The organism is Sporosarcina sp. P1 (assembly GCF_002743155.1).
Classification (GTDB): domain Bacteria; phylum Bacillota; class Bacilli; order Bacillales_A; family Planococcaceae; genus Sporosarcina; species Sporosarcina ureae_B.
Genome location: NZ_PDYS01000005.1, coordinates 56,717 through 69,174, shown reverse-complemented (window position 1 = coordinate 69,174; position 12,458 = coordinate 56,717). Strand labels below are relative to the sequence as shown.

General features: G+C 41.1%; 11 protein-coding genes and 1 riboswitch. Of the genes, 3 read left to right on the top strand and 8 right to left on the bottom strand.

The annotated features are described in order from the left end of the window. Nucleotides 1–13: 13 nt before the first annotated feature. From CSV73_RS07460 to cyoE, 7 genes are all read right to left on the bottom strand, one after another. Nucleotides 14–1,207: a bifunctional 3,4-dihydroxy-2-butanone-4-phosphate synthase/GTP cyclohydrolase II gene (locus CSV73_RS07460; protein ID WP_099627076.1), complete on the bottom strand. Its 1,194-nt coding sequence runs from the start codon at nt 1,205–1,207 to the stop codon at nt 14–16. A gap of 14 nt (nt 1,208–1,221) precedes the next feature. Then, nucleotides 1,222–1,866 (bottom strand): riboflavin synthase, encoded by a 645-nt coding sequence (gene ribE, locus CSV73_RS07455; RefSeq protein WP_099627075.1) that lies wholly within the window; start codon nt 1,864–1,866, stop codon nt 1,222–1,224. A gap of 3 nt (nt 1,867–1,869) precedes the next feature. Further along, a complete protein-coding gene (gene ribD / locus CSV73_RS07450; RefSeq protein ID WP_099627074.1) occupies nt 1,870–2,958 on the bottom strand; it encodes a bifunctional diaminohydroxyphosphoribosylaminopyrimidine deaminase/5-amino-6-(5-phosphoribosylamino)uracil reductase RibD in 1,089 nt (362 codons plus the stop codon). 144 nt (nt 2,959–3,102) lie between these two features. Next, nucleotides 3,103–3,251: riboswitch (FMN riboswitch) on the bottom strand. A 57-nt stretch (nt 3,252–3,308) separates the two neighbouring features. Further along, the gene (menC, locus tag CSV73_RS07445; RefSeq protein WP_099627073.1) at nt 3,309–4,421 is read right to left on the bottom strand and encodes an o-succinylbenzoate synthase; all 1,113 of its coding nucleotides are present in this window, start codon (nt 4,419–4,421) and stop codon (nt 3,309–3,311) included. Between the two features lie 13 nt (nt 4,422–4,434). Beyond that, nucleotides 4,435–5,253, bottom strand: coding sequence for a GNAT family N-acetyltransferase (locus CSV73_RS07440; protein ID WP_099627072.1), 819 nt, complete (start codon nt 5,251–5,253; stop codon nt 4,435–4,437). 11 nt (nt 5,254–5,264) lie between these two features. Then, nucleotides 5,265–6,392: a M20 peptidase aminoacylase family protein gene (locus CSV73_RS07435; protein ID WP_099627071.1), complete on the bottom strand. Its 1,128-nt coding sequence runs from the start codon at nt 6,390–6,392 to the stop codon at nt 5,265–5,267. 138 nt (nt 6,393–6,530) lie between these two features. After that, nucleotides 6,531–7,442, bottom strand: a complete 912-nt coding sequence (gene cyoE / locus CSV73_RS07430; RefSeq protein ID WP_099627070.1) for a heme o synthase — start codon at nt 7,440–7,442, stop codon at nt 6,531–6,533. A 541-nt stretch (nt 7,443–7,983) separates the two neighbouring features. Here cyoE and CSV73_RS07425 point away from each other — a divergent pair. The 3 genes from CSV73_RS07425 to CSV73_RS07415 all read left to right on the top strand — a co-directional run bounded on the left by CSV73_RS07425 (nt 7,984) and on the right by CSV73_RS07415 (nt 11,193). Beyond that, the gene (locus CSV73_RS07425) at nt 7,984–8,976 is read left to right on the top strand and encodes an ABC transporter substrate-binding protein (protein WP_099627069.1); all 993 of its coding nucleotides are present in this window, start codon (nt 7,984–7,986) and stop codon (nt 8,974–8,976) included. A gap of 154 nt (nt 8,977–9,130) precedes the next feature. Continuing rightward, nucleotides 9,131–9,949: an ABC transporter permease gene (locus CSV73_RS07420; RefSeq protein ID WP_332308453.1), complete on the top strand. Its 819-nt coding sequence runs from the start codon at nt 9,131–9,133 to the stop codon at nt 9,947–9,949. Continuing rightward, a complete protein-coding gene (locus CSV73_RS07415) occupies nt 9,946–11,193 on the top strand; it encodes a quaternary amine ABC transporter ATP-binding protein (protein WP_099627068.1) in 1,248 nt (415 codons plus the stop codon). Before CSV73_RS07420 ends, CSV73_RS07415 begins: the two co-directional genes overlap by 4 nt. A gap of 47 nt (nt 11,194–11,240) precedes the next feature. Here CSV73_RS07415 and cobT read toward each other — a convergent pair whose 3' ends face one another. Next, on the bottom strand, nt 11,241–12,278 hold the full coding sequence (gene cobT, locus CSV73_RS07410) for a nicotinate-nucleotide--dimethylbenzimidazole phosphoribosyltransferase (RefSeq protein ID WP_099627067.1): 1,038 nt from the start codon (nt 12,276–12,278) through the stop codon (nt 11,241–11,243). Nucleotides 12,279–12,458: the final 180 nt, after the last annotated feature.

The window sequence follows — 12,458 nt, the reverse complement described above, 5'->3', positions numbered from 1 at the left end:
TTTTCATCTCTCCTCATAAAGTTAGTAAATGACCAAGCTTTTCTGCCTTTGTGTGTAGATACTTTTCGTTCGCTTCATTAAATGGTAGCTGAATTGCAACGCGTTCAACTACTTCCAATTCATATCCTTTTAAACCAGCAATTTTCTTTGGATTATTCGTCAACAAACGCATTTGCGTAATGCCGAGTTCCCGAAGTATTTGTGCGCCAATACCGTAATCACGCAAATCAGCCGCAAACCCAAGTTTTTCATTTGCTTCTACCGTGTCATAGCCTTGTTCTTGCAGTTCATAGGCTTTCAGTTTATTGATTAAACCTATTCCTCTGCCCTCTTGACGCATATACAACAATACACCGCGCCCTTCTTCTTCAATTTGAGAGAGAGCAGCTTGCAGTTGCGGACCACAGTCACAACGGCACGATCCAAAAACGTCGCCTGTTAAGCATTCCGAATGAACCCTTACTAAGACCGGCGCTTCCGTTGTAACGTCCCCTTTTACCAGTGCAACATGTTCTTTTCCTGTCATAGTTTCGGTATAGCCAACCATGCGGAACTCGCCATAACCTGTCGGCAGCTCGATCTCTGCTTCACGAATGACTAATTGCTCTCGTTGCAGACGATAATGAATAAGGTCTTGAATGGTGATTAGTTTTAAATCTAGTTCTTCAGCCATCTGACGTAATTCCAGCACACGCGCCATCGTTCCGTCTTCACTCATGATTTCGCAAATAACTCCTGCTGAAGCGCTGCCAGCCAGCCGTGCCAAATCTATCGCAGCTTCAGTATGTCCTGTACGCTCTAGTACACCACCCGACTTCGCTACAAGTGGAAATATATGCCCTGGACGTTTGAATTCGCTTGCTGTTGCATTCGGTTCCATCATTTTAATAATTGTATCCGCACGTTCAAATGCACTGATCCCAGTATGTGTAGAGCGGTGATCGATACTAATTGTAAACGCCGTGCCATGTGAATCGGTATTATTATCGGTCATCATCTGTAACCCTAGTTGCGCTGCTTTTTGTTCTGTTATCGGTACACAAATCAAGCCTCGACCTTTTGTCGCCATGAAGTTGATAATTTCAGGTGTAATCTGGTCGGCTAATGCCACGAAATCCCCTTCATTCTCTCGATCCTCATCATCCACTACGATGACCACTTTACCTTGTCGTAAATCTTCTAATGCTTCTTCGATTGTATGAAACATCCTCATTCACTCCTTCACATAAACCCGTGTTGTTGTAAAAAGTCTTTCGACATCGTTTGATCCGTATTTTGTCTTTTTTGCAACATGTTCTCAACATATTTGGCGAGCATATCACATTCGAAATTGACTACATCCCCTATTTGTTTTTTCGCAATGACCGTCATTTCCTGTGAATGTGGAATCAATGAAATCGTAATATCTGTATCTTTTACCTCAAAGATCGTCAATGACGTCCCATCCAATGCGATAGAGCCTTTATGTAACAAATAAGGATGATATCCTTGCGGTAAGGACAAGCGTATATATAATGCATTATCAACCGTTCGCTTCTCACGGATCGTAGCTATTCCGTCTACATGTCCTGTGACAAAATGTCCGCCTAACCTACCATTCGCTGCAAGTGCTCGCTCCAGATTCACAGAACTTCCCACTTCTAATTGTCGTAGTGAAGTAGAAGTGACAGTTTCAGGCATGACGTCCGCAACAAATTGGTCCTTGGTAAAACTCTTTACCGTCAAACAGACACCGTTGACCGCGATGCTATCCCCTACTCTCACATCTGTCAAAACAAGGGATGCAGCTATCGTAACTGTCATAGATTGAGCGCCAGGTTGTATTTGCTTAACTGAACCAATCTCTTCAATTATTCCCGTAAACATGATTCAATCACCCACTTTCGGTACAGCTATGATTTTAATGTCTGGTCCAATCATCTCCACACTTTCAAATCTTAATGGAAGCGCCTCATCCATCAGTTGAGGATCCAGTCCACCTATTGGCGTCAGCGATCCAATTCCGCCAAGTAGTTTGGGTGCAACATAGCAAATGACCTTCTGCACGGCGCGCGCTTTCACAAACGAAGCATTAATGGCCGCTCCACCCTCTACAAGCAATGTCATAACACCACGTCTTCCTAGCTCTAATAGAATATCTTCTACAATCAGCTGGGGTTTTTGCATTCGGATGATCTGGACATGGGGCTTGTTGAGTAACTTTTCACGTGATAACTCTGCATATTTTCCGCAAAAAATCCAAGTAGGCGCTTCTGAGTTTTGAATGATCTGGCTAGATTCTGGTGTTCGTAAAGATGTATCTAAAATAACTCGAATAGGATGTTGTCCACCTAGGGGCAGTCTGGTGGTGAGAAGAGGATTATCATGAAGAAGCGTTTGCACACCTACTAAAATCGCATCTTGCGTATGGCGAAGCTGATGGACATCGAGTCGCGCTTGCTCACTCGTCACCCATTTGCTATCTCCTTTAGAAGTGGCAATCTTACCGTCTATCGTCATAGCTGTTTTCATTGTCACATGAGGTGTTTTGGTTTTAATAAAATGAAAAAATGATTCATATAGTTTTTTAGCGCGTTCAGAAGAGACAGATTCGGTTACTTCCACTCCTGCACCACGAAGTTTCGCAATGCCTTTACCTGCTACAAGAGGATTAGGATCCGTTGTCGCAACAAAGACTCGTTTGATACCGGCTTGAATAACGGCATCAGCACAAGGGGAAGTTTTACCAGTATGTGAACAAGGTTCAAGCGTTACATACAAATCAGCATCTGTTGCTTCCGCTCCTGCCATATCAAGTGCGATTCGTTCTGCATGGCGTTCTCCTGCTTGTAAATGCGCACCCATTCCAATGATCCGGTTTGTCTTAACTACGATTGCACCTACTGGTGGATTGGGAGAAGTTTGACCTGCCACATTTTCTGCGAGCTGCAAAGCCATTTCCATATAATTCTGATTCATTGAGCAACACTCCAGCTTACAGTATTCCTCTAGTGACAATTCTACATACAAAAAGCCCCGCAAAAGATTATGCGGGGCTTGTATCCATGACTAAATAAACGTTATATACCGTAATGAAAAATCATCACTTATAGTATACACGCGTTGTTCCTTCTCTCATCCAGACTTTAACTGTCGGCTTTGGAGTTTCACCAAATCCACCTTCTGCTTCTATAAAGCATCCGGGTCACGGACTAAGAGCTTGTTAGCTCATCACCGTCGGTAGGGAATTACACCCTGCCCCGAAGGAAACATATTCGATTAACTAAGAGTCTAGCACATATGACAACTAAATAACAATAGCTGAATAATTATTCAGCTATAAAAACCCATTTATCTACTGTAAATCTGTCCAATGCTTCCATGTTGGGAATGTACCCGATTCCATCTTCTGACGGAACTGTAATATAACCTTTTTCAGCAACTACTTCTGGTGTAATAATATCTTGTTCCCAGTAACGTGAAGAACCTGCTGTATCGCCAGGGAGCGTGAAATTAGGTAAAGTTGTCAATGCTACGTTGTGCGCTCGTCCAATACCCGATTCTAACATGCCGCCACACCATACATCGATGCCATTCGCTGCACAATAATCATGAATTTTCTTCGCTTCTGACAGACCGCCAACTCTCCCAATTTTCACGTTGATAATTTTACAACTACCAAGTTCGATAGCTTTTCGTGTATCTTCCAATGAGTGAATACTTTCATCTAGACAAATGGGTGTCTTAATTTGTCTTTGCAATGTTGCGTGATCGATAATATCATCGGAAGCAAGCGGTTGCTCAATCATCATCAAGTTAAACTGGTCGAGTTCTTTCAACACTTCTACATCATCTAACGTATAAGCTGAATTCGCATCCGCCATTAAGGGTACATCAGGATGGGTTTCTCGAATGGCACGTATCACTTCCACGTCATACCCAGGCTTGATTTTCACTTTAATGCGCTTATACCCTTCATTTATAAAGCCTTTAATATTGGCCAATAAATCTTCAACATTTTCTTCAATTCCAATGCTGATCCCCACTTCAATACGGCTACGTTGCCCTCCGAGTGCTTTGGCAAGTGTCATGTGGTGATGCTTTGCATATGCATCCCATATCGCACCTTCAATTGTCGCTTTCGCCATATTGTTTTTGCGGATATGTCTAAATAAGTCACTTACTTCATCGGGATGTGTAATAGACTTGCCAAGTACTGCGGGAATCAAGAAATCACGAAGCATGTGAATCGTCGTTTCTGTCGTCTCTTCACTATACCAAGGCGCAGTAAACGCAACAGATTCCCCCCACCCTTCATGACCGTCCGCGTCTGTGACAGTTGCCAACAGAAAGTCTTTCTGCTGAATCGTTCCAAAACTTGTAGTAAACGGATGTTTCATCGTCATATTCATTCTGCGAAGTGTAATCGTGTTAATTTTCATTGGGTCAGCTCCTTTAATCATGCAACGGAATGATGGACCGCTTACAGAAACGATAGTACTGTACAGATTCTTCTGTTCGGCGTACATCGATCATAGCAAATCCTTCCCTACTCAGTTGCTGAAATATCGTTCTCGTCTTCATTCTCCATTCGTAGGCCAATTGCGAGTTTTCTTGCTTGATTAATTGAATTTGTTTGGGCACAGGCACTTCTATCGCTTCCGCCTTCAGCCATTCAGTTGTTTCCGGTAAAAGCAGGATAGGGTGTGATTTATCGCTCAATTGGATTTGAAACGGACGACTATATATAAGATTAGGTTGCCATTTCTCCACTACACGCGGACTGTCAATCCACCAAGCAACTTGAAAACGGTCGGTCGGTAAACCTTTGTTTAACCCATCGTCCATCTCTCCATAACAATCAACTATATAGTCATAGCACACACCGTATAACTTTGAAGTATTCAAATAGCCGTTGCGACTTTCGAGTGGATCGAATGTCCAGACTATTAATCGATAGCCCATTTCCCGTGCAAAACGTAGTTGTTCTTCTTTCAACAGTTTGCCAATGCCCTTCATCTGAAACTCTTCATCTACCGCAAGCATATGAGAGCATAAATATATTTGACCTTCTGAATAGCCGGCAAAGCTATAAGAATATCCGACCATACGCTCTTCTAGAAACGCACCGACAATCAATCCACCGTTTTTGACTGCTGTGATGGTTTGATGGATAGGGATTGGTTCCATTCCCCAAATTTTCTTCTCAAGATTTTGCATAGAACGAATGTCTTCGATAGCCGTCACTTTTCTGACCACTATATCTTTCCTCATACTGTCACCTTCTAGTTTTTAGAGTGGAATGTTAATTCGATGGCAGTAGTTAAAATTTCAACTCCTGTTGCCAGTGCGTCTTGATTAAATGTCATGTGCGGATGGTGAAGTCCTGGGATTAAGCCGCATCCCAAACCTAGCATTGTACTTTTGACAGTGGGTCGCTTTACAGAATAGAAGTGAAAATCTTCTCCTCCCGGCGTGACAACGGTGCGTGTAGTCTTGTCTTCACCCACTACTTTAGCAATCGCCTGATACATTAGATCTTCAGCTTCAGCATTTACTTCCGCCGCGACCATTTCTGCCATTACTTCATAGTTGATTTCTACATCGTATTGTCTAGCTATCGCCTGAATCACACGTTCTACTTCCTCATATAATTCATCCATTATACCATTTTCTTGCGCACGTAAATCCAAACTAAATTTTGCATTTCCCGGAATTATATTGGCAGATTCGCCACCTGCTTGGAACATCGTCATTTTCGCTGTATGAGAAACCATAGGATTACAATGAATGGACTGCAAACCTCCTACTAACGAAGCACCCACCTCGATAGCATTTTTTCCTTGATGCGGTCTGGCACCATGTGCTTCTGTTCCTTTGATCGTTCCACTGATCATTTTCGCGGCACCGTGACGTAGTGAGGCAGCGGAATAACCGTCAGCCATTTCATCCGCAGCTCTTACATGAACGCCGAATAAGTAATCGATATCATCGATCAATCCCTGATCAAGAACAGCTAGCGCGCCTTTTCCCTTCTCTTCTGCCGGCTGGAAGAATACTTTTAATGTTCCTTTTTGAGGAATTCCGCGTTCTTTAGCCATAAGCAAAGCACCAATTCCCATGGTCATATGTCCATCATGTCCACATGAATGATTTGCTCGATAGACACCGTCCACTTCTTGCCACAACGCATCAATATCTACACGCAACCCGACTACCGGCTTACCTTCACCGATCGTAACGCATAAACCTGTAATTCCATCGAATAATTTCACATTAAATCCTTCTCGTTCAAGAAATCCTTTCAAGTAAGTTGTTGTTTCCGTTTCCTTCCAACTAACTTCCGGATGACTGTGCAAATGCACAAACACTTCATCTAGTTTCGGCTTCAGTAATTGTACTTGCTCCTTCATGCGTGTGCCTCCTAAAAAAACCATTTTCCATTGTACTATTCGAACTGTTTATTCCTAAAATTTCAAACTCCTCAACAATTTTAACATAAAAAAGACTTCTCTATCACGTCGTGTGAAAGGAAGTCTTCTTCGTATTGATTAAAAAGTCCAAAGAATCATCATGCCGAATAATAGCGTCATGTAATTGACCGAGTACAAGAACATGAAGTTAGCCCATTTATAATCATTTTTTGCATAGAACCCATATATACTAGCTGCAATATATCCTAGGTTCATCAATGTCGCGATTGTAATGAATGTAGTGCCAAACATCGTTAATAAAAACGGTAAAGGCAATAGACATAATACATACACAAGCATTTGGCGTTTTGTGAAGTTAAATCCATAAACGACAGGCAACATCGCTACGTTTGCTGCACTATAGTCTTTATATTTCTTCATAGCAATCGCAAATGTATGAGGCATTTGCCAAATGAATAGTATAGCGACCAAAACAATCGGTACAATATGATCCGCTGACATAATAGCTGCCCACCCTATAAGAGGGGTAACCGCTCCCGACACACTGCCAATCACTGTATTCAATGTATATTTACGTTTAGACCACATGGTATAGGGTATTACATACGTAAACCATCCGATAAATGCATAAATTGCCGCTTCTAATGTAGTGAAAAATAATAATACCATACCAATTCCCGATAATATCAAACCTATTTTTAATACGGTTTTCAAAGCAAAGTTACCTGTCACAGTCGGACGGTTTTTTGTTCTTTCCATAACCGTATCAATATCAGAATCAAACCAGTTATTCATTACAAGTGCACCTGCAACAAGCAAGGTACTACCTATCATGGTTAGCAGGAACACACCCCAGTTACCTGTGAGTGTCATGCCCGAAAAATATAGTGCCAACCAAAACCCCGTAAAAACTGGAAATATATTCGCGATGAGTACAGGTCCTTTAACTAATGATTTAATATCCGAGAAGAAGGTAGACGCCGATCGGCTTTGAGTAGTACTCGAAACAATATGGGCTTCTTTCGTCATATGGGTCCGTTCTCCTTTTACGTTACATTTAAATATTTTTTCCATTCGTATATAACTATATCATTTTCTTAAAAGTAAAATCAAAAAATCACGATAATTCCTTAGAAACTGTTACAAAGGTTTGTCAGAAGTTCATAAATAAACATATCGCATGATAAAATACTCTTTTTTTCATATGTACTTATCATACCATATTGTATCATTTTCCCCTATTATTCGATAAAGCATGAGCCTATACCCCTTATAGGCTAGCAACTAAGTTTACCCGCCATGATCAATCAAACCACATTTACTTTTTTCATTATAGAAAACCGTTAAACTTCAATTTAAAAGAGCATAATATCAATAGTTGTCTAAATAATTAAATTGATATTAATTTAATTATCCTGTAAACTCGTGTAATAGTATCGCGAAAAAGTGTTGATTTCCCCTTGATCTTCTCAACTACCTGCATCTTTTTTCTTGCGGGTAATTTTAAGAGATTAAGGCAAAAAACAGCATTCCGTGATGAAAAAATTATAAAGGGAAAGGATTTGATTTTTTGAGAAAGTTTATGTTGTTTTTATCTATCGTAACATTATTACTTTTAACAGCATGCAGTAACAGTGATAGTAAAGATTCAATAAGCAAGATTAAGCTGGCAGATGCAGGATGGGATAGTATTCGGATACACAACAGCATTGCACAAATTATTTTAGAAGAAGGCTATGGCTATGATACGGAAATAGTGAACGGAACTTCTTCCGCAACATTACAAGCGTTGCAACAAGGCGATCTTCAAGTTTATACAGAAGTTTGGTCTGATAACTTAGGTGATGCGTATACAAACGCAATCGACAGCGGAGACATCGAAACCGTCTCGACAAATTTCGACGATAACTCACAAGGTCTGTATGTCCCTACATATGTTATCAAAGGGGATCCAGAGCGTAATATCGAAGCGGTAGCGCCTGATTTGAAAACAGTAAAAGACTTAGAGAAGTATCCTGAACTATTTCAAGATCCTGAGAACAAGGATAAGGGACGTATCATCGGCGCACCATCTAGCTGGTTAGTCAGTAAACATTTAGATGAAAAATTAACTACTTATGGCTTAAATGAAAAGTTTACGTATTTAGCTCCCGGTTCAGATTCATCCATCGTAGCTGACTTAGCTAGTGCATATAAAAAAGGTGAACCATGGGTTGGTTATTACTGGTCCCCTACTTGGGTCACTGCAACGTATGACTTAACGCTTTTAGAAGACGAGCCGTTTGATCAAGAGGCTTGGGATAAAGATAAATCTGGTGAATTCCCTCCTAATGATGTCTACGTCAGTGTCCATAAAGATTTGAAAACACAAGCTCCTGAGGTAGTTGAGTTCCTCAGCCATTACAAAACTAGCAGTGCATTGACAGAAGAAGCATTAGAGTATATGGGTGAAAATGAAGCTAGTCCAGAAGATACTGCAAAATGGTTTATGAAAGAACATGAAGATCTTTGGACTTCATGGGTACCTGAAGATGTTGCTGAGAAAGTAAAAGCAGCTCTGTAATACATTTTAGAATTTCAGGGGTGGACGCTTTCCGCTCCACTCCTTTTCAATTGTACTAACACTAAAAGTAGAGAAAGAGAGGGACAAGCTAGTACGTCCTAGCTTACTGCCTATGAATGAATTTCCTAACGTCAGAATACCTATAGGAGATTATGTGGAAAAGTTTATTGATTTTCTTGCAATGAACTTTGGCTGGCTATTTGATTTCATCTTCACTATTGCATCCACTACAATCCGAACTATTGAAACAGCTTTACTCGCTACACCTTGGTGGGCTATCATGATTGTGGTTTTCCTCCTTGGCTGGTATTTAAATTCCATTTTTAACGGCCTACTGTTTGCCGTCTTTATCTTTTTAATTGGTTCCTTCAATTTATGGGAAGATACGATGACAACAGTCGCGATCATCGTAATATCTGTCGTACTATCCCTTGCAATTGGTATTCCAGTCGGCATATTGATGGCGTTTAGCAAAACATTTTCCATCATCATGCGTCCTCTATTAGATGCCATGCAGACGATGCCTACATTCGTTTACTTGATACCTGTAATATTCTTCTTCCCTCTTGGGAATGTTCCCGCAATTATTGCAACAATCATTTACGCGTTACCACCAGTTATCCGTCTAACAGAACTTGGTATACGAAACGTTGATTCTGAAGTGATTGAGTCAGCGGAATCATTTGGATCTTCTCGAAACCAAATGTTAGTGAAAGTACAATTACCACAAGCATTGCCTACTATGATGGCAGGTATTAATCAAACCACGATGATGGCTTTATCAATGGCTGTCGTTGGTTCCATGGTTGGTGCTCACGGATTAGGTGAACGCGTACTATTCTCTATCAACCAAATCAATATATCATTAGGGTTTGAAGCAGGTATCAGTATCGTATTCTTAGCGATTATTATTGACCGTTTAACAAATGGAGTGGCAGACCGCCTACAAAATACAGGGAGGAGATCAGCATGACCGTTAAACTTAAAGTAGAAAATGTCACCAAGATCTTTGGTCCTCGCCCTAAGAAAGTCATTCCTATGATTGAAAAAGGAGCTTCTAAGAGGGAAATCCTCGAAAAAACTGGACATACAGTAGGTGTTTATAACGCCAATATGGAAATCATGGAAGGTGAAACCTTCGTAATTATGGGACTATCCGGAAGTGGTAAATCGACACTTATCCGCTGCTTCAATTTATTGAACAAGCCTACGTCAGGTGCAATTTATGTAGATGGTGAGAATATTGTCAAATATAATAAAGAGCAGTTAAAATTTTTCCGTCAGAAGAAAATCGCAATGGTCTTCCAGCACTTTGGTTTATTTAGTCATAGAACGGTTATTGAGAACATTGAATACGGTCTGGAAATTCGCGGTTTATCGAAAAGTGAACGTCGTAATATCGCACAAAAACATATCGAGACGGTTGGTCTAAAAGGGTATGAAAACCAATATCCCGATGAATTATCAGGAGGGATGCGTCAACGTGTGGGGATTGCCCGAGCGCTGACGAATGATCCGGATATTTTGTTGATGGATGAGCCGTTCAGTGCGCTTGACCCACTCATACGGAGAGAAATGCAAATGGAACTTCTAGATATCCAGACACATCTTCAAAAAACCATCATCTTCATCACACACGATGTCAACGAGGCATTCCGTATCGGTGATCGTGTGGCAGTTATGAAAGATGGTCACGTAGAGCAAATCGGTACTCCGGAAGAGTTATTAGAAACACCAGCAAACGACTATATTATTGACTTCACTCGTGAAATTGATCGTTCGAAAGTGTTACAAGCAATGAATATCATGTCAAAACCATTAAGTGTCATGAATGGAAAAGATGGTTTGCATGTCGCGATTAAGAATATGGAGGAGCACGGGATTTCCAGTGTCTTCATCACGAATCGAGAACGACAGTTGCTTGGATTGGTAACAATAGATGGTGCGATCGAAGGCGTAAAAAAGAAGAAAACGTTGGAAGAAGTGATGACAACCGATGTATTGACAGCTACTCCGGAGGAATATGTTCAAGATATTATTCCGCGTGTCTTGGATTCTAAATATCCACTTGTTGTCATAGATGAAACGAACCGAATTGAAGGGATTATTTTACGAGTTCATGTACTTTCAAGCATTATTAGCAACTCCGCTAATGATGAAGTGGAAGGCGAAGAAATACTCGATCAATCCATTGAAACAGTTGAAGTGACTGAATAACAAAAAAAGGGAAGAATGAGCACCGTTGCTCACTCTTCCCTTTTTGATTAACTTTTTCCCGAAACACCGGCACTTTCAAAGGTAGCCATTTCATTGACCATCAGAACAGCCGATTGAATGATACTGAATGCAACTGCTGCGCCTGTTCCTTCTCCTAGTCGCATGGACAAAGATAAAATAGGTTCCTTTTCTAAGTATTGAAATGCCTTTTGATGCCCTGGTTCCATCGATTGATGGCCAAGCAACATATATCCAGCCGCACCTTTGCTCATAGTCTCCGCCACGCAAGCTGCCGCAGTCGAGATAAATCCATCTAAGATGATCGGGATACGTTTAGAAGCTGCCGCCAGCATTGCACCTACCATTGCAGCTAATTCTAGACCGCCAACCTTACGTAGCACGTCAAAGCCGTCAGAAGGATTAGGCTCATGAAGAGCTAGCGCCTCTCGAACTACTTTAATTTTATGAAGATGTTGATCAGCCGATATCCCTGTTCCATAACCAACCAACTCTGCCGGATCTAATTCTGTGATGGCCGCCACTACAGCACTGCTTGTCGTAGTATTACCGATTCCTACTTCCCCTACTACTAAGAAGTCAACACCTTTTTCAAATAACGCAAGTGCTTCTTCAAAGCCAATCTCCAACGCTTTTTCCACTTCTAGCTGAGTCATCGCCTCGGTACGTAGAAAATTTTCCGAACCTTGACGAATCTTCCGGTCCTTCACTGGTTCAGAAAAAGATTCTCCGATCACACCTACATCAACCAAAGAAAATTCTGCTTGTTGCTGTCTGCTGAATACATTGATTGCCGCACCGCCTACCGCCATATTCTGTACCATTTGACGTGTGACTAGTTGAGGAAATGCAGAAATCCCTTCTTCCACAATTCCATGATCTGCTGCGAATACCAGTACACCTAATTGATTGATGCTAGGATGTTTCCGACCTTGTATCTCAGCTAATGTAATCACGATATCTTCAAGTTTCCCTAAACTTCCGATAGGTTTCGTCAACGTGTCTACGAATGCCTTCGCTTCCACTCCTGCGGATACATCCAATGCAGGGATAGTATAATCTTTCAAAAGATGACCTTCTTTCTCTTTATGAACAAATATTCATCAAGTTTCTCTTATAAGTATATCAGTAGTCGATAATGAGTATCCAATTAAATATCCAGCATGCAAATAATGTCGTTTAAAGGTATACTATAACTAGCGGACATGTCATACATTACGCTAGTTACATTACTATCAGAAAAGGGG

What these genes read in the sequence shown, in the direction of transcription:
- CSV73_RS07440 (WP_099627072.1), bottom strand. Translation starts at nt 5,253, where the DNA reads ATGAGGAAAGATATAGTGGTCAGAAAAGTGACGGCTATCGAAGACATT.
- ribE (WP_099627075.1), bottom strand. Translation starts at nt 1,866, where the DNA reads ATGTTTACGGGAATAATTGAAGAGATTGGTTCAGTTAAGCAAATACAA.
- CSV73_RS07435 (WP_099627071.1), bottom strand. Translation starts at nt 6,392, where the DNA reads ATGAAGGAGCAAGTACAATTACTGAAGCCGAAACTAGATGAAGTGTTT.
- cyoE (WP_099627070.1), bottom strand. Translation starts at nt 7,442, where the DNA reads ATGACGAAAGAAGCCCATATTGTTTCGAGTACTACTCAAAGCCGATCG.
- CSV73_RS07415 (WP_099627068.1), top strand. Translation starts at nt 9,946, where the DNA reads ATGACCGTTAAACTTAAAGTAGAAAATGTCACCAAGATCTTTGGTCCT.
- ribD (WP_099627074.1), bottom strand. Translation starts at nt 2,958, where the DNA reads ATGAATCAGAATTATATGGAAATGGCTTTGCAGCTCGCAGAAAATGTG.
- CSV73_RS07460 (WP_099627076.1), bottom strand. Translation starts at nt 1,207, where the DNA reads ATGTTTCATACAATCGAAGAAGCATTAGAAGATTTACGACAAGGTAAA.
- menC (WP_099627073.1), bottom strand. Translation starts at nt 4,421, where the DNA reads ATGAAAATTAACACGATTACACTTCGCAGAATGAATATGACGATGAAA.